Raw genomic sequence first — 22,710 nt, forward strand, 5'->3', positions numbered from 1 at the left:
TACTCCTGGTCCCCTGGTCCTTGGTGCGCGTCTACGGCCGCACGGTGCCGCTGCGGGCGATGAGCCCCTCGCGCGAGAGCGTGAAGTTCTGCTGGTACGAGCCGGGCCTGATGTTGTGCGTCACGGACTTCACGTAGTAGTCGCCGTCGTACGTCACCCCGGCGCCGCGGACGCCGACGAGCTCGCGCGGTCGCAGGATGTACCCGTGCCGGTTGACGTCCAGCGAGCCCGAACCGGAGATCGCGTCGGCGGACAGCGCGGCACGCGCCAGCAGTTCGGCCTGCGCCTGCTCCGACTCCATCTTGGCCGTGCCGGACAGCCGCCGACGCCGGAGCGCGGGTGTCGCCCGGCGCCCCAGCGGCGGACGCAACGGCCCGATGTCCGGCTGCGGGAGCAGCAGGCTGTCCCGGGTGGCCATGTTCTGCACCCGTGCCTGCGGTTCCTCGCGGGCTGTCCCGTCGTAGGCGAACGTCAGCTGGTCCACCGTGGAGTTGGCGTCCATGTTCACGTTCAGGGCGTGCTGACGGTCCCCGATCCGGCGCTCAGGGCCCCACACCGCCGTGGAGACGCCCGGGCGCGGGCCCGGCTCCAGATAGAAGATGTAGCCGTTGGCCCGGGCCAGTTCGGTGATGTACCCCAGGTCGGTCCCCGTCTGGTACTCGACCCGCAGCCGCTCGCGCGGCGGCTGCTCGATCTTCTCCTGGTAGACCCGCGGCTCGATCCCGTAGTCGGCGTACTTGGCGAGGATCCGCCCGACCCGCTGCGACGGCCGCATGTTCGGGTACCGGTCGGTGTACTCCTCGAGGTCCATCAGGATCGACAGGTCCTCGCCGGTCACCGTCAGCGTCGAATGCCCCGGCTGATTGCTGGCCCCGACCTCCTGACGCACTATCAGCCCGTCGAGCAGCACCTCGGGGGTGCCCTTCACGCTCACCGAGAGGATCACCCGTGTCTTCGGGTCGAAGAACCCCTCGGGCAGCAGCCGCCGGGACAGCGCGCCGGTCTTGGTGAGGTCGAACGCCAACTGGAAGCCGCTGCGTTCGCCGGCCGTCGCCGTGATCTGCGCGGACAGCAGCGCCTCGACGACCTCCGGCGGCACGGGTCGGGTCAGCCGGGGCCCCGTCTGCAGGGTGATGTGAACGGGCCCCTGCCCGACCGGCTGGTCAGACATACCGGTCCCCGGGGGCGGGGAAACCGCCGGCGTGCGGGATCCGGATGTCACGGCCCGCCTCGTCGGTCAGCTCCCGGGGTCCAGCACCGGATTGGCATCCGCGATCTGCCACCACTGGCCGGGGTCCCCGAAGTAGCGCTGCGCCAGCAGGTCGGGACGCTCGTCGCTGCTGACGGTGTGCGTCGCGGACTCGTCGTCGTCGGCGCGCCCGTCGCCGAGCGGAGGCAGCAACCGGCGTTTGGTATAGCGCACTTCACTGCCGTCGGGAGTGCGGTGCACCCCGATCTCGGCGTCGTGGTAGCGGCTGGAGCGAGGGTAGGGGTGGGCGCCGGGTATCGCGTCCAGGGCGCTCTCGTACGGCTCGATCTCTGCCATGTCCTTCAGGCCCTCCCCGTGATGCCGCTGATCCTGTTGCGCCCGGCCAGCCCCAGCGCGGCGAGCCCGCCGCTTCGGGCGGCCCTGGCGAGCTGCTCCTTCTGCGCGAGATGCGCCATGTACAGGTCCGCACCGCGGTGCCCGGCCGGCAGATCGCTGACGCTGAGCACCTTCATGCCGATGCTGAGGCTCGCCCGGATCGGATTCAGGTTCACGTCGAACGCGGACTCGTTGATGGACAGCTCGGTCAGCCGCACGGGCATGACGCGCTTGGCCCCCCAGGTGAAGAGGGTTAACGGCATCTCGATCGGACTGATCTCGATGGTCCCCTTCTTGGTGAGCCGGGACGCCTCGCGCAACTGCGCGGTCGTCGGGTGCACGAGCATCTCGAGAGTCGCGAGCTCGGGTGGATCCCGTCGGGAGCGGCGACCTCGAACTGATCGGTGGCGTCGATCTCGGCGGTGAACTTCCACGTCTCCTGCGCGGGGCCCTTGAGGCGGAGTGCCTCGTTCCGGTCCCCGGACCCACTGCCCCCGCCGCCGGCATCACCGGACCCTCCGGCGGCCTGTGGCGAGAGACTGCGCTCGAGCGTGTCCGGGTTGAACTGGAGCACGATGATGCGCTGCGGCGTCCCGCGCTCGGGGTCGACGACGACGATGCCGGAGCGGATGGGCTTGGGGATGTCGGCGTAGCGGGTCACAGGCGGGCCTCCAGGCGGGCGCGCAGGTCTGAGTAGTCGTGGTCGGGAAAGAGCCGAGGGAAGGCTTCAACCATGCTCCGCAGCGAGAAGAGGACGCGTTCGAACCCTTCGCTGCGCAGGGAGACATCCGCGAACAAGTACTGCCACCCGAAGGTTCCTTTGGTGAGTAGCAGTGCGTCGAGGTAGTCGGGGTACGTCAGCTCCAGGCGTACGTACTGGCGGTCGCGACCCTCGACCGTGTTGAGGTCCATGTCGTAGTACCAGAGCTCCAGCGGGGCGACGCCGGGTTGGACGCGAACTGCAGTGAACTGGCCTGTTGCGGCGACCGGGGTCGAGTCGACAACCCGGAACTGCTCGTACAGGGCGCTCTCTTCAGCCGGTGTCCCTTCCCAGGCCAGATCAGGCGGCTCCTGCAGCAGAGCGACGAACAAATCCGTGATCCAGAACTCGCCTTCGAACGGTGCCAATGGCTCTTTCGTACGCCAGCGGCAGCCGAGTCCGTTGAAGCGCGGCGTTCGTCGTGCGAGTTCGGACCCGAGAGGCACGTCCTTCCACTCCGGCAGGAGCAAGAAGACTCCTGGTGCTGCCTCGAGTTGCTCCCCCAGCTCCTCCATCTCGTGGTCCTCGACGGTCATCAGGTCGCAGGCGAGGATCTCGTCTACCGAGGCGATGTGAGCCGATTCGATCTCAGTTGGTTTCCGCATGCGGACTCCTCTCGCAGGGATGGTGCTAGCCCCGGTACCGAATGTTTCCCTGGGCGTCGAGTCTGATGAGCTGGCCGATCCCTCTGTCGAAGTCGCCGATGCGGCGCCTACCGGGATCGGCGATCAGACGGTTCGTCAGGTCAATGATGTTGCTGGGGCCCGTGTCGCTGGGATTGAGTTTGCGCACCCTCACGATGGCTTTGGAGAAGGAATCGCTCACGTCCAGCATGCGGCGCATTCTCTTCTCGTCGTCCCGATTCACGTAGATGCGGCTCTTCTCGGTGTCGAAGGCGGGCGGCTTCTCAAGGCCTGACACAGTGTAGGAGGGGGGCTGGCCGGTGATCGCGGGTTCTTCGTCCCACTTCTTTTTCGCCCGATCGTAGGAGTAGGTCCCCCATGCGGCGGTGATGGACTGCGGGAACCCGGGTATGTCCCCGGTGTGGTAGGTCAGGTTGATTCGGTACCAGACCATCTCGCGCGTTCCGGAAGATATGGCTTTCTCTGGGTACTCCTCGATCGCCTTCTTGAAGAGCGGGTTGTTCACCTTGCTGCGTGCCGGCACGAGATTCGACCCCTTCGCCGGCCCGCCGAGCCGCTCGGTGAGCAGATGCATGCGCACCCACGAGTTGCTTCTGTTCCGGTTGAGGTCGTACTTGTTGATGTACCGGAATCCGATGGGTTCCTGAATATCTGCCGCGCCCGCGTGCTGGCTGATTCCGGTGTCCGACGGGTTTTTCTTGTAGAGATGCTTGTTGAGATACTCCGCTTTGAAGTTCCTGGCGAGAACGCCGTCCTGGAAGTCAGGAATCCTGGGCTCCGGCAGATCGGGTTCCGGCTGGTTGTTCATGTAGTCCGCATGGCGGACCCGCTTGTACTTCCTCTGGTCCTCGGCTTCGGTGTAGCCAGGTGTCACCAGCCCTGACGGGTTCAGTCTCGCCGTTACCCTGAAGTCCGGATATCCCGACTTGTCGAGGCTGGTGAGCCGGTACCAAGCGCGCCAGCCGTCGAGCAGGGAATCGTGAACGCGCTCATCCATTCCCCGGCTGAGCTTTTCCCGCAGTCGGGGGCGGATACGGGCGATGATCTCCTGCAGCCGGTCTTCCCTGGCGTTCTTGGAGTCCTCTTCGTTTCGGCGACTATCCTTCTCGGACCTGGACTTGGGCCTCCCCGGCCCGGACCCGCCCGGCCTTCTGTTGCGCAGGCCGGTCCTGTCCCGGTCCTGCTCGGGCCTTCTCTCGTCCGCCTTGTTCGGCTTAGCGGGTTTGCCAGGCGCGTCGTTGTCGTCCTTCGGCTTGCTGGGATCTGTGTCCTTGGGCGGCGTCCGGCGCCCATCGTCGTCCTTCGGGCGGGTGGAGTCCTTGTTGTCCTGCGGCCGGCCCGGGGTGTCGTTCTTCGGCTTGGGCACCGGGGTCGGCGTCGGCGTCGGGTCGGGCTTCGGTTTCGGCCGGGGCGTCGGTGGTGCCTTCGGCTTCGGGGACGGCGTCGGGCGGGTGTCCGGCTTGTCGTCGGTGCGGTCCTGCGGCTTGCCGTTCCGGTTGTCCGCGGCCGGCTTCTTGTCGCCGTTCGAGGGCTTGGGTCCGGCCGGCGTCGTGTCCTTCGGCTTCGCAGGAGGCGGGGTCTTCGGCCTGGCCCCCGGCGTCCTGTCCTTGCCCGGGGCGGGTGAGGTCGGCTTCTTGGGGGTGGTGGCTGGGGTGGCCGCCGGCTGGTTCTGGTCCTGCTGGTCCTTGCCCGGGCCGCCCTTGTCGCCGGGGGGCGCGGCCGGCGGTGCCGGGCTCTTGTCCTTGTCGTTCTTGGGCTTGCCCAGGTTCGCCGCCACGCCCTTCAGGCGCTGCCCCACCTTCGCCACGTACTTGCCGATGCCGCTCAGCAGCGCCTCGTAGGCCAGCTCCAGCAGCGCCACGATGCCCGCCGCGACCGCCTTCGCGAAGAGAATGCCCGCGCCGCCCTGGCGGACCGCCTTCAGCCAGGTGATGACCGCGCCGATCGCGCGCAGGATCTCGCCCAGCGCGCCGATCGCGACCTTGATCGCGTCGATGACGGCCATCGCCCAGCCCGCGCCCGGGATCAGCTTCGCGATGACCTTGGTGATGACGATCTCGCCGATGATGAAGGGCAGTTGCGGGACGATCGCGTCCCATGTCTCCTTGACGATCTTCTCCAGGGTGTAGCCACCCTTGATCAGCTTCTCGATGATCGCCTTCGGGATGCCGATGATCTCCTCGATCTTCGACTGGAACCACGACTTCACGGCCGCCTGGACCTCACGGAACAGGTGGTTCTTCGCCCCGTCCACCGCGGAGTTCTTCGCGCCGCTCAACCAGCCGCCCGGGTCGGAGAGGAAGTCGACCGCGATGAGCATGAAGTCACCGAGCGCGCTGAGGAGTTTCGCGGCATAGTCGAGAACGGTCTTGATCGCGTCCACGACGGCTTTGAGGACGTCCATCAGCATCTTCTTGAGGATGCTCAGGATGTCGCTCAGCAGTTTGGCGATGGCGTCCAGCAGGTCGGTGATGATCTGCTTCAGCATGGTGGCGAGCTTGTTGACGAGGGCGATCGCCGCCTCGATCAGGGAGGTGATGAACTTCCGGATCCGGTTGGCCAGTTCGATGACCGCCCGCACCATGTTCTTCGCGAACTCGATCAGGTCGTCGATGAGTTGCTTGATCGTGTCGACGATGAACTTGCGGGCCTCGTTGATCCAGCGTTCGACGGTCTCCTTGAAGTTCTTGATGAAGCCGACGACCGCGTCGCGGGCCGCCTTGATGACGCGGACGATCGCGTCCTTGATCTCGATGACCTTCTGCTTGATCCAGTCGAAGGCCTTGGTGATCCAGTTGCCCGATTCGCTGACGCTGTCGTCGCGCTTCTTCTCCGCGTCGCGTTCGGCCTTGGTGTTCTCGTCCTTGATCTTCTTGTCGCCGTCCTCCTTCTCCTTGGTGACGTCCTTGTCGGTCTTCTCCTCCCGGTCCTTGACGTCCGTCCTGACCTTCTCGTGGCGTTCGGTCTTCTTGGTGCCGAGGTTCTTGAGCTCCTCGTCCTGTTCCTTGCGCCAGTCCTCGCGCTGGGTGTTGACGTCGCTCAGCGCCTTCTCGCGCTCGCCCGTCTGGCTCTGCGTGTTGGTCGCGATCTCGGCGTCGACCTTCGCCTTGTGCTTCGCCTGCGAGTCGCGGAAGTCCCTGTCCTTGGTCTGCCGGCCTTCCGACATCCCCTTCTGACCGTCGCCGAACGCCTTCTGGAACTGCGGGCCACGGTCGTGCTCGGCCACCTCCGACGCGGCCTCGGGCGGCACGGCCCCGGTCGACGCGCCCCCTTCGGGTACGCCGGCCTTCCCGCCGTCCGGGCCGGGCACCTTCCCCTTCATCTGCTCCTTCGGAGCATTCGGGTAGACCTGGTCCTCGCCCATTCCGCGCGCGGAGTCCTCACGGCCCGTCGTGACGGTGTCCTGGCCCTTGGCGTCCACGGCCGTGCCCTGCTCACCGGCCGTCTGCTCGGCGGCACCCGACATCTCCACGCCCGGCGCGTTGCCCGCCTGGGCCTGCTTCAGCGCCTCGTCCTTGGTCGGCAGGCCGGCGAACTTGGCCGCCAGCTCCTGCGCGTCGACCTCGAAGCCGACCCAGCTGAGCACTTTGCCGATGCCGAAGCCGAGGGCCATCTTGAAGGTGTCCCAGCCTCCGGGCTCCTCCGCCTTCTCCGCCTCGATCTGTCCTTCGGGCTCCTTGGCGCCCGTGACCTCGGCCTTCTCGTCCTTCGGGGCCTCGGACTTCAGTGCCGGATCCTGGGAGTACTCGGCGGGGGCGTCGGCTTTCGGCTTGCCCTCCAGCGTCTTCGGAGCGCCCGCCGGGCGCTGCATCGACGGTGGCGCCGACGCCAGGGTCTTGTGCTCGTCGCCGACGGTGCGGTCCACGGAGCCGCCCACGCCGCCCATGGCCTCAAGGGCCTTGTGGGGCTTCAGCTTCGAGGCGGTGGACAGACCCGCCTCCGGGACACGGCCGAAAGGTTCGGCGCCGCGCCGGAGTCCTTCTTCGCCTTCTTGGCCGCTGCCGCCGCCCCGCCACGGCCTCCTGACCTGCCCCCGCCCTGCGGCGTCCTGGGCGCGGGCGCGGCCCGCCTCGACGGCGCGGCTTTGGGCGACGGAGCGGTCTCCGGGGCCGGCGAGTCGGCCGGAGCCTTCACCGGCGCGGGGGCCGGGGGAGGGCGGGTGCCGGGCCGCGCCGCGGGCTCTGTGCCGGAGCGGGGTCCGGCGAGGGGCCCTCGGCCTCACCGGCCGCGTTGCTGCTCGCCCCGCCGGGCGTGTCCGCGTTGGACCCGCCGGTGACATGGGTGTCCCGCGCGGGGGAGGGCGCCGGTGCGCCTGCGGCCTGCTCGCCCGTGGCCGCGGGAGCCGGGGCCGGCGGCTTCTGCTCCTGTTTCGCCACCGGATCCGGCCCCGCCGTGCCGCCCGCCGCCTGCGGCGACGACTTCTCCTGCGCGGCGGCCGGGCGGTCGCCCGCAGCGGCGGTGCCCTTCTCCTCCTTGGCGGCGGCTTCCTGGGTCGCGTCGCCGCTCTCCGAAGTGCCGGGCTTCTCCTGGACCGCCGTCTGAGCCGCGACGGGCCCCGCCTTCGGGTCGGCGCCGCTCTTCGGGTCCTTCGACGCCGGACCCGGGGCGGGCAGCGCCGCGGCGGCACGCTCCAGCGCCGCCTCGCCGGGATCCGTGCCGTCCGGCGCGTTCTCCTCCTCGTCGGCCGAGGGCTCGGCGTCCGCGGGTGCGGCGGCGTCGTCCTCGTCGGTCTCGGCCTCCGCCGCCGCGTCCTCCGCGTCCTCCGCGTCCCGATCGGCCTGCACCTTGTCGGCCCTGGTGACCGGGGGAGCGGGGAACGACGGGACCGCGGGTGCCGCTGCCGGATCGGCGCCGTCCGCGGTCGGCACGGCGGACACGTCGAGGTCCTGTTCCGGCAGGAAGTCCTCCGGTTGGAGCTTGATGTCCCAGGCGCTCTTCTCCCCGCCACCGACCTCCACCTCCGAGGTGCTGTCGGACAGTTCCTCCTCGGCCCCGTTCTGCGGACCGTCGAGGTCCTGGTTCCGTACGCCGTCGAGCCGGCTGAACGGGCCGGGGTCCGACACGCCTCTGCCCGCTGACGTGGGCGATCCACCGGGCTTGTCCTGGCGCGCCTTGTCCTCGGGCCTGATCTGCTGCCCCGCCGTGAGCGCGTCGACCGCTCCCGGACGGTTCCTCGCCGCGGACTCCTCCTCGCTCGGGGCGGCGGCCTGTTGCTCCTCGCCCTCTTTGCCGCCCTCGGCGCCGGACTCCTTCTTCTCGCCCGCCGGCTGCCCGGACGCCGGGGCGCCGCCCGACGACGAGCCGCCGCCACCGGCGCCGTCCCCAGCAGCCGCCGAGCGGTCCTGCTGAGGGGCGGCGGGGGGCGCGGACGGCTCCTGTCCGCCGTCCGTGCCCGACTGCTCGCCGCCCTGCGGGGCGTGCCCGCCCTCCGGTGTCGTGCCGTCCTGCGCCGTACCGCCGTTCTGCGGCGTACTGCCGGGAGCGCCCTCGGTGTCCGCGTGCTCCTTCTCCGGGCCCGGCGCCGGGGCGGGCCTTTCCTGGTTCTCCTGCTCCGCCTCCGCGGCCCGCTGCTCCTGTTCCCGCTCGAGGGCCACCTCGTCGAACAGATCGCTCTCGGCGTGCGGGGCGTCCAGCGAGCCCTGTTCCTGTTTCTGCTCCTCGTCGCCGTCGAGCTCGTCGACGATGTCCAGCAGCCTCTCGTGCTCCGAGCTGAGCAGCCGGCTCTCCAGCCGGTCCAGGACGCTGTCCTGCAACTCCTCCGGCAGCCGGGCGAGCTGCCGCCGGGTGCGCTTGGACCGGTCCTCCGGGTCGCCCCGCAGCGACCGCACGACACTGTTCGTCAGCCGGTCCACCAGCGTCGCGGGATCGATCTGCTCCAGCCGGTTCCGATCGGCGTCCACGCGGGCGTACCGCAGCCAGCCCGGCGTCGTCTGCCCCGGCTCCACCTCGGAGGCCGAACCCTCTTCCCGTACGAGATCCCGCGCTGCCGACTCCACCTCGCGCTCCATCGCCTGCTGCGGCAGGCTCACCGCGCCCAGGTCGCGCCCGGCCCGCAGGGTGCCGAGACCGTGCGGGTTCTGCACCGTGTGCAGCAACTCGTGGGCGAGCAGGCGCTGCCCGTCGACGGTGCCGGGCCGGTAGGCGCCTTCGCGGAAGAAGATGTCCTGGCCGACGGCGACCGCGTCGGCGCCCAGCATCTCGGTGAGCGCGCCCGCGTCCCGGTCGGTGTGCAGCCGTACCCGCCCGAAGTCGTGGCCGAGCTGCTCCTCCAGCTCCCTGCGCACGCTCACGTCGAGGGGCTGTCCCGCACCGCTGACGATGTTCTTCGGCTCCACAGTGCCGGACCTGTCCCGGTCCTTGCGCTTGCGCCGCTTGCCCGCCTGGTCCGAGCGTGATTCCTGCGAGTGGGCGGTGCTCATGACGTCACCTCGCCCCGGCCGGACAGACCGGCGTGCACCGCGCGCGCCAGCTCCTGGCCCAGACGGCGGGCGGACGCGGTCGCGGGCAGCGGCGGCAGCCCCGCGAGCCCGTCCAGCGCACGGCCGCCGTCCGCCGCGAGCGGCACGCCTTGTTCCCGTACGAGCCGGGTCAGTTCGGCCTGGAACGCCGCGGTGACACGCTCCGCGTCGACGCCCCGGCCGAATCCGTCGAGCGCCAACTCGCCGATGTCCACCCGCACGGTCGCCTCGCGCGGCGCCTCGTTCAGACCCATCCGTGGACCTCCGAAGGCGTCAAGGAGCGGTCCAGCTTGAGATATTCGGTGCGCGCGGCCTCCAGCATGTGACGCATCCGGAGCCGCTCGCCCTCCTCCGCCGCGAGGAACGCGCCGGACAGTGCGATGTTGCGGATGGAACCGCCCGCCACGGTCAGCCGGGCCAGCAGTTCGGGGTCGATGTCCTTCATGGGCGCCTGCGCGGGCAGCACCCGGCGCCAGATCTCGGCCCGCTCGCTCTCCCCGGGGAAGGGGAAGTCGACCACGAAGCGGATGCGGCGCATGAACGCCGTGTCCAGTGCCTGCTTCATGTTCGTGGTCAGGATCGCGAGACCCCGGTACGCCTCCATCCGCATCAGCAGATAGCTCACCTCGAGGTTGGCGTACCGGTCGTGGCTGTCCTTGACCTCGCTGCGCTTTCCGAACAGCGCGTCGGCCTCGTCGAACAGCAGCAGCGCGCCGCCCCGTTCGGCTGCGTCGAAGACCTTTCGCAGGTTCTTCTCGGTCTCACCGATGTATTTGCTGACCACCTGGGACAGATCGATGATGAACAGGTCCAGGCCCAGTTCCTTCGCCATCACCTCGGCGGCCAGCGTCTTGCCGGTGCCGGAGCCGCCGGCGAACAGGGCGGTGACGCCGAGTCCCCGCCGCAGGGTGTGGGCGAAGCCCCACTCCTGATAGACGGTGGGGCGCCGGCGCACATGCGCCACGATCTCCCGAAGGATCTTCAGCTGCCGCTCGGACAGGACGAGGTCGCCCCAACCGGCCTGCGGTTCGATTCGCCGCCCGAGCTCGTCCATGCCCATCCGGGCCTCGGTGAGGCCGGCACGCCAGGCGAGCCCCGTCGCGTCCAGCTCGTCCTCGCCGGGCAGGTCACGCGCGACGGCCGCGCCGGCCGAACGCACAAGGTGCGGCGGCAGCGAGAACTGGGCGACGAGGTCACGGAGGGCGGCCTCCGGCACCTCGGGCACCGACGCGAACGCGTCGGTCCACACGCCGAGCTGCTCGTCGGCGTCGAGAGGGGGCACCAGGACGCGTTCGCCCCTCGGACGGTCCGTCGCCCGCGGTTCGAGGCTGGAAACGACGAGCGGTACGGCGGCGCTCTCGATGAACACGTCGGCGGCGGCCGCCTGTTCACGGTCAAGGTCGCCGGCCTCCACGAGCAGGGCGGCGGGCAGCAGGATCGCCTCGCGCTGCCACAGCCGGGCCAGCCGGTCCCGGTCGGCCGGCGCGGCCGGGATGTCGGCCGCCGACATCCCGTACAGGCCGAGCCCGGAACGGCGGGCGGCCGCCGCGGCGATGTCCGCGCGGCTGCGCAGGTCCCCGCCGACCAGCTCCACCCGCAGCGGCGCCCCCGGGGCCGCGCCCGCCCAGCCGGCCGCGACCCTGCTCGCCGCAAGGTCGTACGAGGCGGGGAGGGAGTCAGGGACGGAGGTGCGGCGCAGCAGCCCGTGCAGCCGGGAGTCCAGGTAGGGGGAGCCCGCGAGGAAGTGCAGGATGCGCTCGTCGAGGCGGAGCCGGGAGGTGGTGAGCCGGGTCTCGTCGTCGAGCTCGACGATCCGCCACCGACGCAGCGGTGCGACGGGGGTCAGCGCGCTCCAGTGCGGCGCGTCGAGCGCCGCGAGCGCCAGGGAGAACGTGGGATGGGCCCGCTCGGGGTCTCCGCAGGCGGCGGCGCACCGGGCGCCGGTCGTCGGATCGAGCTCGGCCGCGGCGGCGAGCAGCACGATGTCGCGTTCGAAGGAACTGAGTCCGAAGCAGGCCACGAGCGCGCCGAGTGCGGTGGGCCCGTCGGCGGTTGACGCGTCGCCACGGTGGCCCTCGGGCAGTGCGACGGCGTCGCCGGGGCCGGCGAGCGGCTCCGCCGCTGCGGTCGACCGGTCCGCGTCAGCCCGGTCCGGACCGGGGTCCTCCGCCCGGGTGGCCGGGGCCGCGTCCGCCGGGCCCGTGCTCGTCCCGGCGCCTCGGGTCCCGCTCTCAGGAGACTCGTCCGGCCGGGCGGCGCCGCCACCCGCGTGCCCACCGAGGTGCCCCGCCCGCGCCGCGTGCGCGTCGATACGGGCCAGGACTGTCTGGATCGCCGACGTCAGCGCGCGGCCTTGGCCCGCCGCCCCGGCGGGGCCGCCGCCCTCCTTGTACGTGCCCATGTCCTCACCCGCCCCCGTCCGCGACACCCCGGCTCAGCTCTTTCCGTCCTGCTGCGGCTGTGGCTCGTCAGGCCCCCCTGCCCTACGGGAACGGCCCGACGCCGACGCCCGCTTGACAGCCTGCTTCGCCGGAGTCCGCCCGCCGGCAGGCTGTTCCTTGCGGGCGCGTGCCGGTACGGACCGCTTGGCCGCCGCCTCGCCCGCCCCTGCCCGTGGCGGCCGATCCGGCTCGGCGGTCCCCTCGGGCGCGGCCCCGGCGCCCTCGGCTGTGGGTGTGCCGGAGCCGGGCGGCACCGGCGCACCCGGCGCGCCGAACGGCAGTACCCGTACGGTCCGTTCCGTCACCGGCTTCGCCGGGACCGGCCGCTCGCGGCCCTCTATCAGCACCAGCGACGCCTGGTACGCCACCGACAGGGCGTACGGGGTCTGATGCAACATCCCCCACAGCTTCGACGTCTCGTCGATGTCCATCACCGTCGGTGTGAAGCGGACCTTCTGCGTCGACGCGGCCAGATCGGAGCCCGCCAGGTACGGCGCCTGGGCCGCCAGTTCGATGACGTCCTTCGGCAGCACGGGGATCTCGTGGAGCGTGCGGATCACGCATCCGATGAGCCGCTGGCCGACGAGGGTGGCCTCCTCCCCGTAGGCGCTGATCAGATAGTGCAGGTCCAGGGCGGCGGCGGGGCGCTTGCGCAGGGTGCCGTCCGGGCCGCGGGTGGGCAGGTCGACGTGGCGCATGGCCGCGTTGGGCGTCACCTGGTACAGGAACACCGTGATGGTGGGGTCGGTGGGAGGCTCGTTCGGCGGCTTGCGCGTCTCGACGTTGACGGCGAGGTCCATCTCGGGTCCGAGATTGTCCGCGATGAGCAGGCTCAGTGCCTGGGTGACCGTCGCGACGGCGAGTGCGTTGCTCATGTCGTCAGTCCCTCTTCCCGCCGCGTGAGGCGCGTGACAGATAGTCGTCCAACGTCAGTGCCGGCGCGGCCCTGCCGGAGCGGCCTGCCGTCCGCCGGTCCTGGCCGGGCGGCGGCGCGGCACTGACCTCCAGCCGGCCGATCTGCACATGCACGACCCGCTCGGCGGGTTTCGGCGCACGGCGGCCGACGGAGGCCCGGGCCGCGCCACGGGCAGCGGCGGTGTCGGAGCCGCGCGGCACGGGCGTGGCAGCCGCGGGAACGGGACCCGCGGCGGCCGTCTGCCGGACGACGGCCGCCGTGGCGGGCGGCGGGGTGTCCGCGGTGTCGGCGGTGCGGCCGCGACGCCCGGTGCGCGCCGGTGGCTTCTGCGGAGCCGGCCGTCCGTGGGGCCGTTCCGTGGCCGACGGCCGCGGCTGCGGTTCCGGCGCCGCACGCCCCGCCCGCGCGGAGTCGTCCGGCCGGATCCGCTCGGTACGCACCACAGTGTGCCGGTCGGTGCGCACCTCGTGCTCGTGGCGGACGGTCGTGGCCGGCGCCGCCGGCGCCGCGGGGGCCGACGGGATCAGCGCCGCGGGCTCGTCCGGGTCCGGCGGACCGTACCGAAGCGCCTCGACACGCTCGAAAGGTCCGGGCAGACGCGGCCGCACACGCGCCGGCGCGGGCTCGGCCGCACCCAGCGGCGTGTACCGGGCGAGCAGCCGGTCGAAGTGGTCAGACATCTGCGCACAGCTCCAGGTAGTAGCGACGCCGCAGCGGGCTGAGCGCCAGGATCTCCGGCTCGCTCCACCCGTAGGCGGTGGCGAGCAGGTGGACGTCGAGCATCAGATCCCGCGCCCAGGTGTCGAGTTCGGTCCACAGATAGGAGGTGATGTCCAGCTCGGCCGGGGTGGCGTCGCCGCATTCGGGGCAGGCGACGGTGAGCCGCACGTCCGCCGTCGGGTCGGCCTCCGCCGCCGCCTCCGCGATCCGCCGCTCCACCCGCTCGGGCAGCAGTCCGGGCAGGGCGTCGGCGTCGACCGGTTCCCCGTGCCTGGAAGCCCGTACCGTGCAGGCCCGCACGAGCAGGCCACGCGCCTCCGCCGGGCCGGACGCCGTCGCGGCCTCCGTGAGATCGGCGACGGTGGGCAGCCGGAACTCGACCATCCACTCGCCGTCCGTCACCCGCAGTGGTTCCCGCGGCAGTTCGGCCCCGGCACCCAGCACGCGGGTGTCGAGGTCGAACTCCATCTCCTCGCCGCAGGCGCCGCACTCGACGCGCACCTGCATACGCTCGCCGAACAGCGCACGGCGCAGCGCGAGCAGGTCCGCCTCCCGCTGCCCGACCGGTACCGACAGGAGTTCGTCGGTACCGGCACCGGGCCTGGCGGCCCGGTGGAGCAGCAGTGAGCGGTCGGACGGATGCTGTGCCAGCCCGGTCTCCCAGACGGCCAGCAGCTCGGCCGGCCCCGCGGCCGACGCCCCGATGGGACCGTTCATCGTTCGCCCCTCCGCGCGGACCGCGGTCAGGCCGGGTGAGTGAAGGACGGTTCGACCGGCTCCGGCACCTCGTAGTCCCGCTCCCAGCCCTCGCATTCGAGCTTGACGCTCTGGATGGCGACGGCGTTCGCGTTCGCGTCGAGCTCACCGAGGACCTGGTACTCGCTCACCCAGGCCCGGTATAGCTTGTGCGAGACGGCCACCTGCCCGGCCTCGTTGAGGACCTGGATGATGATGTCCTTGCGGAAGTCGCGCAGCGACACCTCCGAGCCGAGCCCCGCACCGACCTGCCACACCTTGTTGGCCCATCGGTCGAACTCGGGGTCGTGGGTGACACCGCGCTCCAGGGTGACGCCCTCGAACTCGGAGCGGCCAGGGGACTTCCGCGGCGAGCTGGGGTCGCCGCCGTGCCGGTGCTTGACCACCTCTGTGGTGCGCTTGAGCGGACTGATCTTGCTGATGCCCGCGACCGTCCGACCGTCCCACAGGACCAGGAACTTGAAATTCTTGTAGGGGTCAAAACGATGGGCGTTTACCTGGAACTCAGCCATCGGTTTCCTTTGTGTTCCTTTTCCTCGGGCCTGGAGACTATGAGAGGTCGAACTGGCCGGCCATCTGCTGGATCTTGACGATCACGAACTCGGCGGGCCTGACCGGCGCGATACCGATCACGACATTCACGACACCCCGCTCGATATCGGCGTCCGTGGTGGTGTCCTTGTCGCATTTCACGAAGTACGCCTCACGGGGTGTGCCGCCCTTGAACGCGCCCAGGCGGAACAGGTCGTTGAGATAGGCCGACGCCTTCAGCCGGATCTGCTGCCACAACTGCTCGTCGTTCGGCTCGAAGACGACCCACTGCAGGCCTCGGTACAGGCTCTCCTCGACATGGAGCGCGAGCCGGCGCACCGGCACGTATTTCCACTCGCTGTCCAGCGCGTCGGCGCCCTTGAGCGTGCGGGCGCCCCACACCAGCGGACCCACGACGGGGAAGGTGCGCAGACAGTTGACGCCCAGCGGGTTGAGCAGGCCGTTCTCGCGGTCGGTGAGCCGGACGGTGAGCGAACGGACACCCGCGAGGCGCGCCTCGGTTCCCGCGGGCGCCTTCCACACACCGCGTTCGCCGTCCGTGCGGGCGATGACACCGGCGACCGCACCGGACGGCGGGAAGGCCCGCAGCCGGCCGGTGAGCGGGTCCGTGAGCTGCAGATGAGGGAAGTACAGGCCCGCGTGGTCGCTGCGCACGGAGTCGAACGCACCGATCCCCGCCCGCGCCGAGTCCACGCTGCCCCAGGTCGACGGCGAGTCGACCAGCAGGAAGATCCGCCGCTCACGGCACAACTGCTCCGCCGCGGAGATCACGGTGACCATGTCCTCCGTGGACGCGTAGGCCGCGAGCTCGGGAAGGGCCAGCAGGTTGACGTCGTCGACGTCGCGCAGCGCCTGCACGCCCGTCTTTTCCGTCGCGCTGCCGATGAGGTCGCGCGGACCGGGCGCGTCCCCGTCCTTGCCGCCCCGAGCGCGAAGACCGGCGGATTCACCGACGCCTCCAGGCCGAGGTCGTTGGCGCACTCGCCGACGAAGCGCACGACGTCGTCGGGGTCCACCGAGCCGGCGACGACCTGGAGCCGGCGGCCGAAGGCGGTGACCTCGGCCCCCGCGTAGGCGTGCTTGCCCGGGGCGTCGGGCAGGGCCCGCAGCTTGCGCTCCAGCAGCAGGGCCAGTTCGGTGACGTCCGTCGGCGGTTCGCCGTCGTGATCGGGCTCGTAGAACGTGAACTCCCGCTCCACGTCCCCGATCTTGACCTTCACCTCGACGTTCAGGTCGGGCAGGTCGGCGGCGAACGGCTTGGACACGGTGCCCGACGGGTCGGGCCGGTCCTCGTCCAGGACCTTCACCCGCACCAGCGACGAGCCCGCGTTCACCACGGTCTCCGCGAAGCGGCCGTGTCCGGAGTGCATCGACAGTCCGGTGAAGGTCTCCCGCGCGTCGCCTCGCGCGTCCAGGACATGCAGGTTGAACGTCTTGTCCGGCGTGGGCGTGTCGTGGTCCACGGCCACCCGCAGGCCGGAACCCCACACTCCTGGTTCCTTAGCGTGCACCTCGAGCACCGGGCACTCGCTGCGCCCCTCGGTGGAGTCGAGCGTGACGCATGCCTCTTCGCCGGTGCCGGCCTTGGCCACACGGACGACGACGGCCACCGTGCCGCCGTTGCCGAAGAACTGGTGCACCGCGTAGCCGACGGCGCTCTGGGCGGTGAGGCCGCCGAACCGCCTCTCGAAGTCCGCGAAACTCGTGATGCGCACCGGCTGGTTGAGCGGGCCCCGGCGGGTGTGCCCCACGAACGCGGTCACCGAGGTGGTGACCGAGGCGATGGTACGGACGCTGCTGGGAAGTTCCTCGATGTATACGCCGGGATAGCCCATGTGCGTCGGCATTCCCCCTCCATTCCCTTCCGCGCACCAAGAGATGGGAAGAGGGGGTCGAGAATTGCGCGCATACGTAGAACGCATGCGAGATCTTCGCTTTTTTCCCCCGCCGCACACCCCGTGCGATATCGGTCTCGCAGGGCCAATCGCAGGCGCATGCGCCTGTGGCTCCTGATGCATGAGTGCCACTGCGAGTCTCGTTCGTCGCTCAACTGCGGGTCAAGAGACCGATTGAGTCAGTGGTACCGATGGTGCATGTGAATGTCCGTCGGCCGGTGATCGCATGGTCAGCGGCGTGCGAGGGGTCGAATATGGAGACGAATTCACGATCGCTTCACATGAATCGGACGCGCGAAGTGTGATTCAGGCCGATCGGGAACCGCCTTCGGCGCGCCGTCTTGCTTTCGGTCGGCGGGGATGGGTCCACCGCTTCACTCGATCGTGAGCAAGTTCGACCGTGCTGTTCGAGCCGTTGCGCGTGAGGCCAGGGTGGGTTGGTGCGGTATGCGTGGCGGCGGCCGAGCGGGTGACGTGCGGTGAACCGCCTGCCCGCTCCGGGGTGTTGTGACACGTGATCCAGCCGGTGGAGTTACGCGATCAACGCAAGAACTCTGCATAGGTGGCGGGCTGATGAGGCTCGGCCGACAGCTGCCCTGCGTACCCGCAATGCGCGACGGCGCCTGACACACCCCACACCAGGTCAAGGGCGTGGTCGCTCGGCCTTGCGGTGTGCGCGCTCGTGCTGCCGGGCGAGGCCATGTCGCTGGCCGTGCTGCCCGACCGCGCCGTGCTGCACACCGTCCGCGACGGCACGGTCCGCCACACCGACGCCGCGGGCAACAGCAAGGTCGTCGGCCGGCTGGACGTCTACACCCACGACGAGGAAGGCCTCCAGGGCGTGGCGGCCGATCCCGGATTCGCCGCCAACAGGTACGCCTATCTCTACTACTCGCCCAGGCTGAACACCCCCGCGGGGGACGCGCCGGCCACCGGCACCGCGGCCGATTTCGAGCCGTGGAAGGGCCGTCTCAACCTGTCCCGTTTCGCGCTCCGTGCCGACAACACCCTCGACATGGCGAGCGAGAAGGTCGTCCTCGAGGTCCCCAACGACCGCGGGCAGTGCTGCCACGTCGGCGGCGACATCGACTTCGACGCCGCCGGGAACCTCTACCTGACCACCGGCGACGACATCAACCCGTTCGAGTCGTCCGGATATGCGCCGATCGACGAACGTCCCGTCCGCAACCCGCAGTTCGACGCCCAGCGCTCCTCCGGCAACACCGCGGACCTGCGCGGCAAGGTCCTGCGTATCAAGCCCACGCCCACCGGCGGCTGCACGGTCCCGCCGGGCAACCTCTTCCCCCGGGCACCGCGAGGAGCCGGCCCGAGATCTACGCCATGGGGTTCCGCAACCCGTTCCGGATGTCCGTCGACAAGGCCACCGGCACCGTCTATCTCGGCGACTACGGCCCTGACGCCGGCGGCGCGGACGGGGCCCGCGGCCCCGGCGGCAGGACCGGCACGCAGGTCATGGACACACCGACTTCGAAGGTCGCCTACCTCCTCGGGCACGACAGCCACCGACACGAGATCACCTCGAAGAACGGCTGCTCCGGCACGCTCACCATTCCCACGGACGGCGAGTACGACAGCGCGGCGAACCTGTACGGCGTCCTCGACGCCGAGTACACCGACCGGGTCGGGCTGACGGCACACAGTGTGCGGATCCTTCAGCCCCGCCACCGGCAGGCCGAGCACTTCGGCGGGCAGTCGGGCATTCGGGCATTCGGACAGCCGACCACGGGTGCGCGGAGGGCGGCAGGACCGTCGGCTTCACCGACGACGGCGACTGGATCTCGTTCGAGCCCTACCACCTGAGCGACGCCGAAGGCTTCACCGCCCGGGTCTCGTCCGGCGGCGCGGGCGGCACCCTCGAGGTGCGGGCCGGTTACAGGGCAACCTCTTCGATCTCGACGCATTCATGCTCTCCGGCTCCGGGAACCCCGACGTGGCCGTCGAGGGTGAGGCGTTTTCGTCGGGTGCGGCTGTGCAGGTGGCGGGGCATGCGGGTGCCAGTGGGGGTGCGACGCTCGGTTATGTCGACCACGGTGACTGGGTGGGGTACTCGTCGGTGTCGACGGTGGGTGCCACGTCGTTCACCGCGCGGGTGTCGTCGGCGCTGACGGGCACGGGTACCGGTCCGTTGTTCCTGCGTTTCACCGGCGGAGCCGGAGCCCTGTTCGACATCGACAGCTTCACCCTCGCGTGACAGCGGGAGGAGAGGAGACAGCGATGCGCACATCCTCGGGACGCCCGAGGCGCCGGCTGCCGGCCGTCGTCGCGGCACTCGCCCTGGGAGCCGGCGCCGCGGTCGCCGTCCCCGGCGCGGACGTACAGGCTGCCGACCCCGCCTATCAGCTCCTTGTGTTCTCCAAGACGGCCGGCTTCCGCCACGACTCGATCCCGACCGGCATCACGTCGCTGCGCACGCTCGGCGCCGCGAACAACTTCACCGTCACGGCCACCGAGGACAGCTCGGCCTTCACACCGGAGGGCCTCGCCGGATACGAGGCGGTGGTCTTCCTCAACACCACCGGTGACGTCCTCGGCGACGCCCAGCAGAACGCTCTCGGGGCGTACGTCGAGGCGGGCGGCGGCTTCGTCGGCGTGCACGCGGCGGCCGACACCGAGTACGAGTGGGCCCACTACGAGCAGCTCGTCGGGGCCCGCTTCAAGAGCCACCCCGCCATTCAGCAGGCCACCATCCGGAACGAGGACCGCAGCCACCCGGCGACCGCTCATCTCGGGGCGGAATGGACCCGCACCGACGAGTGGTACAACTACCGCACCGATCCGCGCCCCGACGTCCGAGTCCTGCAGAGCCTCGACGAATCGTCCTACAACGGCGGCGAGATGGGGGCCGGCCATCCGATCACCTGGTGCCACCCGCAGGGCGCCGGCCGCTCCTTCTACACCGGGCTCGGCCACACCGCCGAGTCGTACGGGGATCCCGCCTTCCGCGCCCTCCTGCTCGGCGGCATCCGCTACGCGGCCGGGGTCGCACCCGCCGACTGCGGCTCCGGAGACGGCGGACCGGAACCGGTGGCCGTCGAGGGTGAGGCGTTTTCGTCGGGTGCGGGTGTGACGTGAACGCGCGCGGCGCGCGGCGGCCTGTCCCGGCCGCCGCCCGCTGTCCTGGGCCGACCGCTCAGATGCCCTGCCAGTCCGGCTTCGCCGCGTAGGTGGCGCGGAAGTAGTCGGCGAGCTTCAGCCCGGCCGCCGCCGCCTCGTCGACGACGACGGTGGCGTGCGGGTGCAACTGCAGCGCGGAGGCGGGCACCAGCGCGGAGAGCGGGCCTTCGACGGCGAGCGCCACTGCGTCCGCCTTCGCCTCCCCGGTGGCGAGCAGCACCAGGTGGCGGGCCTCCAGGATGGTGCCGATGCCCTGGGTGATGACGTGGTGGGGGACCTGCTCGATGTCGCCGTCGAAGAAGCGGGCGTTGTCCACCCGGGTCTGCCGGGTCAGCGTCTTGATGCGGGTGCGGGAGGCGAGCGAGGAGCACGGCTCGTTGAACCCGATGTGGCCGTCCGTGCCGATGCCCAGCAGCTGGAGGTCCACGCCGCCGGCCTCCGCGAGCGCGCGGTCGTACGCGATGCAGGCAGCGGCGACGTCCTCTGCCGAGCCGTCGGGACCCATGAAGGAGGCCTGGTCCAGCCCGAGCGGCTCAACGACCTCGCGCAGCACCACCGAGCGGTAGGACTCCGGGTGCCCGGCCGGCAGGCCGACGTACTCGTCGAGCTGGCAGACACGGGCGCGGGAGGCGTCCACCTCCTCGTTCGCGACCTTCGCCGCGAGGGCCTGGTAGATCGGGAGCGGGGTCGACCCCGTGGCGACGCCGAGAAGGGCGTCGGGCTTGCGTCGCAGCAGGTCGGCCATGGCTTCGGCGATGAGCTCGCCGCCCGCGGCGGAATCCGGAACGATGACAACTTCCACGAAGATCCCTGTCTCTGAAGCGCTCAGTGGTGTAGACCAATCTACCTGCTGAGAGGGCGTCCTGTCCTGTCCTGACAGCATGTGGACAGGGTGAGAGGTCCGCAACGAGCCAAGATCGGAGCTCTCGCCGCCGGCTTGTCCGGAAGACGCTCCACTTGAGGCAGCGCCTCCCACGGTTCTGCGATCGCTGTCCCGAGCGCGCCGACGAAGCCGAGCCCATGGCTCGCGGAGACGGTGGGTGTGGCGCTGTCACAGGACTTCCCTCCATGGGGCTCTGCCGGCCACGTCGGCCCGGTCGGGTTCCTGGAGACGCACCCACGGTCGCACAGGCCAAGCTTTCCGAACGGGCCCGGGGCGTTCGGAGAGGCGTGGCCTCCGGAGTGGCCGATGGGTCCGGCTGTCGGGTGAGCGGATCCGAGGTCAGGGCAGGGTGAGGATGCGGGGGCCGTCCTGGGTGATGGCGATGGTGTGCTCGATGTGGGCGGCGCGGCTGCCGTCGATCGTGCGCAGGGTCCATCCGTCGCGGTCGGTGTAGTAGTCGTTGCGTCCTCCGGCCATGAGCATGGGTTCGATGGCGAGAGTGAGACCGTGGCGCAGAGGGAAGCCGCGGCCGGGTCGTCCGTGGTTGGGGACGTGGGGGTCCTCGTGCATCTGGCGGCCGATGCCGTGGCCGCCGAAGTCGGCCGGCATGCCGCAGGCGGCCTTGCGGGCGACCGTGCTGATGGCGTGGGAGATGTCTCCGATGCGGTGACCGACCGTAGCGGCGGTGATGCCGGCGTCCAGCGCCTGCTGGGTGGCGGCGATGAGTTCGAGGTCGGCGGGGCGAGGAGTGCCGACGGTGAAACTGACCGCGGCGTCGCCGGTCCAGCCTTCGAGCTCGGCGCCGCAGTCGACGCTGACCAGGTCGCCGTCGCGCAGGCGGTAGTCGTCGGGGATGCCGTGCGCGACGGCGTCGTTGACGGACACGCACAGTACGGCGGGGAAGGGGACGGGGGCGAAGGAGGGCTGGTAGCCGAGGAACGGAGAGCGCGCTCCGGCCTCGGTGAGAACGGTACGGGCGGCTTCGTCGAGCTCCCGCAGGCGAACTCCGACGGCTGCCGCTGCGCGGGCGGCCGCGAGTGCGTGGGCCACGACGCGTCCGGCTTCCCGCATCGCCTCCAGGGCCGTGTCGGTCTTGATCTCCACCATGTGTCCTGCACTCCCTGCGATACGACGCTTCCCAATACTTATACCGGTATTAGTATCACGGGTGTATGGGGGTTCGCCGACCGACGGGGAGAGCGGACGTCCCTGACGCGCGGCAGCACCGACCACGACCGCAGAGCCGCAGGCGAGAGCCGAACTCCCCTGGACGAGGCGCTCCATGACCTTCCGGAGCCGACGGCAGTCCGTACAGGACACCTCCCGCCGGCGGCCCCTGCCCCTCCTGCTCAGCGGGGCGGGGGCGGGGCCGGCTCAGCCGACGCCTCGGCGCATGGCCACGCGGGGCCATCGGTCGAGGCCGTGTTCCGCTTCCCGTTCGCGGATGGTGCGCAGCCTCGGGCCGAGCGTGCTCTCGGGCAGGGGGAGGAAGCCGCAGCGCGTGTAGTACGGGGCGTTCCACGGGACGTCCGCGAACGTGGTCAGGGTCAGCGCGGGAATGCCATCGGCCGCCGCCCGGGCCGCGAGGTGGTCCAGCAGGGAGCGGCCGACCCCTCGGCGTGAGGCGTCCGGATGCACCGACACCTGCTCGACGTGGAGGTTGCCGTCGACGTGGTCGGCGATGAGGTAGGCGACCGGGACATCTGCCCGGTCCACGGCGGCCCAGGCCCTTCCGGAGTGCTGATAGCGGGCGAGCTCCGGGACCGGCAGGGGCGGGTCGTCGGCGATCTCGGGCATGCCGATGTCGCGGAAGCACTGTCCCGCGGCTCGTTCGATGTCCTGGAGTACGGACAGTTCTCCGGTGCGGACTGCTCGGATGCGCATGGCCCCCATTGTTCTCGCCGACCCGCCGCGGGTCCGATGATTTGTGCGCCGTCTGCGGCACGGCGGGACCGGCCGGTGGGG

The 22,710-nt window shown here is 70.7% G+C and carries 14 protein-coding genes and 5 pseudogenes; 3 read left to right on the forward strand and 16 right to left on the reverse strand.

Annotated features, from left to right (window positions below; all coding sequences use genetic code 11):
- Positions 1 to 31: 31 nt before the first annotated feature.
- The 13 genes and pseudogenes from GLX30_RS32725 to GLX30_RS32780 form a co-directional block, all read right to left on the reverse strand.
- Positions 32 to 1,171, reverse strand: a complete 1,140-nt coding sequence (locus GLX30_RS32725; protein ID WP_159694526.1) for a hypothetical protein — start codon at positions 1,169 to 1,171, stop codon at positions 32 to 34.
- Positions 1,164 to 1,546 (reverse strand): annotated as a pseudogene (locus GLX30_RS32730) (hypothetical protein). The gene GLX30_RS32725 and the pseudogene GLX30_RS32730 overlap by 8 nt, the downstream one beginning before the upstream one ends.
- A 5-nt stretch (positions 1,547 to 1,551) precedes the next feature.
- Positions 1,552 to 2,246: pseudogene (locus tag GLX30_RS32735) on the reverse strand (hypothetical protein).
- On the reverse strand, positions 2,243 to 2,950 hold the full coding sequence (locus GLX30_RS32740; RefSeq protein ID WP_159694527.1) for a hypothetical protein: 708 nt from the start codon (positions 2,948 to 2,950) through the stop codon (positions 2,243 to 2,245). The pseudogene GLX30_RS32735 and the gene GLX30_RS32740 overlap by 4 nt, the downstream one beginning before the upstream one ends.
- Positions 2,951 to 2,975: 25 nt before the next feature.
- On the reverse strand, positions 2,976 to 6,875 hold the full coding sequence (locus GLX30_RS34510) for a hypothetical protein (RefSeq protein WP_167306891.1): 3,900 nt from the start codon (positions 6,873 to 6,875) through the stop codon (positions 2,976 to 2,978).
- 244 nt (positions 6,876 to 7,119) lie between these two features.
- On the reverse strand, positions 7,120 to 9,408 hold the full coding sequence (locus GLX30_RS35980; RefSeq protein ID WP_279632619.1) for a DUF4157 domain-containing protein: 2,289 nt from the start codon (positions 9,406 to 9,408) through the stop codon (positions 7,120 to 7,122).
- Positions 9,405 to 9,701: a hypothetical protein gene (locus tag GLX30_RS32750; protein ID WP_159694528.1), complete on the reverse strand. Its 297-nt coding sequence runs from the start codon at positions 9,699 to 9,701 to the stop codon at positions 9,405 to 9,407. The genes GLX30_RS35980 and GLX30_RS32750 overlap by 4 nt, the downstream gene beginning before the upstream one ends.
- Entirely contained in the window at positions 9,692 to 11,848 is a 2,157-nt protein-coding gene (locus GLX30_RS32755) for an AAA family ATPase (protein WP_159694529.1), read from the reverse strand. The genes GLX30_RS32750 and GLX30_RS32755 overlap by 10 nt, the downstream gene beginning before the upstream one ends.
- 33 nt (positions 11,849 to 11,881) lie before the next feature.
- Positions 11,882 to 12,763, reverse strand: coding sequence for a DUF4255 domain-containing protein (locus tag GLX30_RS32760; protein ID WP_159694530.1), 882 nt, complete (start codon positions 12,761 to 12,763; stop codon positions 11,882 to 11,884).
- A gap of 4 nt (positions 12,764 to 12,767) precedes the next feature.
- Positions 12,768 to 13,484, reverse strand: a complete 717-nt coding sequence (locus tag GLX30_RS32765) for a hypothetical protein (protein WP_159694531.1) — start codon at positions 13,482 to 13,484, stop codon at positions 12,768 to 12,770.
- The gene (locus GLX30_RS32770) at positions 13,477 to 14,241 is read right to left on the reverse strand and encodes a hypothetical protein (protein WP_159694532.1); all 765 of its coding nucleotides are present in this window, start codon (positions 14,239 to 14,241) and stop codon (positions 13,477 to 13,479) included. The genes GLX30_RS32765 and GLX30_RS32770 overlap by 8 nt, the downstream gene beginning before the upstream one ends.
- 26 nt (positions 14,242 to 14,267) lie before the next feature.
- On the reverse strand, positions 14,268 to 14,792 hold the full coding sequence (locus GLX30_RS32775; RefSeq protein ID WP_159694533.1) for a phage tail protein: 525 nt from the start codon (positions 14,790 to 14,792) through the stop codon (positions 14,268 to 14,270).
- A gap of 37 nt (positions 14,793 to 14,829) precedes the next feature.
- Positions 14,830 to 16,679 (reverse strand): annotated as a pseudogene (locus GLX30_RS32780) (phage tail sheath C-terminal domain-containing protein).
- A gap of 739 nt (positions 16,680 to 17,418) precedes the next feature.
- Here GLX30_RS32780 and GLX30_RS32785 point away from each other — a divergent pair.
- From GLX30_RS32785 to GLX30_RS32790, 3 genes and pseudogenes are all read left to right on the forward strand, one after another.
- Positions 17,419 to 18,661: pseudogene (locus GLX30_RS32785) on the forward strand (PQQ-dependent sugar dehydrogenase); the annotation flags it as partial.
- Entirely contained in the window at positions 18,652 to 18,939 is a 288-nt protein-coding gene (locus tag GLX30_RS35675; RefSeq protein WP_244258369.1) for a carbohydrate-binding protein, read from the forward strand. The pseudogene GLX30_RS32785 and the gene GLX30_RS35675, both read left to right, overlap by 10 nt.
- A 23-nt stretch (positions 18,940 to 18,962) precedes the next feature.
- Positions 18,963 to 19,814, forward strand: a pseudogene (locus GLX30_RS32790) (ThuA domain-containing protein); the annotation flags it as partial.
- A 64-nt stretch (positions 19,815 to 19,878) separates the two neighbouring features.
- Here GLX30_RS32790 and nagB read toward each other — a convergent pair.
- The 3 genes from nagB to GLX30_RS32805 all read right to left on the reverse strand — a co-directional run bounded on the left by nagB (position 19,879) and on the right by GLX30_RS32805 (position 22,629).
- The gene (nagB, locus tag GLX30_RS32795; protein ID WP_159694535.1) at positions 19,879 to 20,664 is read right to left on the reverse strand and encodes a glucosamine-6-phosphate deaminase; all 786 of its coding nucleotides are present in this window, start codon (positions 20,662 to 20,664) and stop codon (positions 19,879 to 19,881) included.
- 420 nt (positions 20,665 to 21,084) lie between these two features.
- On the reverse strand, positions 21,085 to 21,852 hold the full coding sequence (map, locus tag GLX30_RS32800; RefSeq protein WP_159694536.1) for a type I methionyl aminopeptidase: 768 nt from the start codon (positions 21,850 to 21,852) through the stop codon (positions 21,085 to 21,087).
- Positions 21,853 to 22,119: 267 nt separating this feature from the next.
- On the reverse strand, positions 22,120 to 22,629 hold the full coding sequence (locus GLX30_RS32805; protein WP_159694537.1) for a GNAT family N-acetyltransferase: 510 nt from the start codon (positions 22,627 to 22,629) through the stop codon (positions 22,120 to 22,122).
- Between the last annotated feature and the right edge of the window lie 81 nt (positions 22,630 to 22,710).

It is taken from the genome of Streptomyces sp. Tu 2975 (genome assembly GCF_009832925.1).
Lineage (GTDB): Bacteria > Actinomycetota > Actinomycetes > Streptomycetales > Streptomycetaceae > Streptomyces.

Bases quoted from the DNA above. Each gene is read 5' to 3' on its own strand.
- GLX30_RS32725 (WP_159694526.1), bottom strand. From the start codon at position 1,171: ATGTCTGACCAGCCGGTCGGGCAGGGGCCCGTTCACATCACCCTGCAG.
- GLX30_RS32740 (WP_159694527.1), bottom strand. From the start codon at position 2,950: ATGCGGAAACCAACTGAGATCGAATCGGCTCACATCGCCTCGGTAGAC.
- GLX30_RS34510 (WP_167306891.1), bottom strand. From the start codon at position 6,875: ATGGGCGGCGTGGGCGGCTCCGTGGACCGCACCGTCGGCGACGAGCAC.
- GLX30_RS35980 (WP_279632619.1), bottom strand. From the start codon at position 9,408: ATGAGCACCGCCCACTCGCAGGAATCACGCTCGGACCAGGCGGGCAAG.
- GLX30_RS32750 (WP_159694528.1), bottom strand. From the start codon at position 9,701: ATGGGTCTGAACGAGGCGCCGCGCGAGGCGACCGTGCGGGTGGACATC.
- GLX30_RS32755 (WP_159694529.1), bottom strand. From the start codon at position 11,848: ATGGGCACGTACAAGGAGGGCGGCGGCCCCGCCGGGGCGGCGGGCCAA.
- GLX30_RS32760 (WP_159694530.1), bottom strand. From the start codon at position 12,763: ATGAGCAACGCACTCGCCGTCGCGACGGTCACCCAGGCACTGAGCCTG.
- GLX30_RS32765 (WP_159694531.1), bottom strand. From the start codon at position 13,484: ATGTCTGACCACTTCGACCGGCTGCTCGCCCGGTACACGCCGCTGGGT.
- GLX30_RS32770 (WP_159694532.1), bottom strand. From the start codon at position 14,241: ATGAACGGTCCCATCGGGGCGTCGGCCGCGGGGCCGGCCGAGCTGCTG.
- GLX30_RS32775 (WP_159694533.1), bottom strand. From the start codon at position 14,792: ATGGCTGAGTTCCAGGTAAACGCCCATCGTTTTGACCCCTACAAGAAT.
- GLX30_RS35675 (WP_244258369.1), top strand. From the start codon at position 18,652: ATGCTCTCCGGCTCCGGGAACCCCGACGTGGCCGTCGAGGGTGAGGCG.
- map (WP_159694536.1), bottom strand. From the start codon at position 21,852: ATGGTGGAGATCAAGACCGACACGGCCCTGGAGGCGATGCGGGAAGCC.
- GLX30_RS32805 (WP_159694537.1), bottom strand. From the start codon at position 22,629: ATGCGCATCCGAGCAGTCCGCACCGGAGAACTGTCCGTACTCCAGGAC.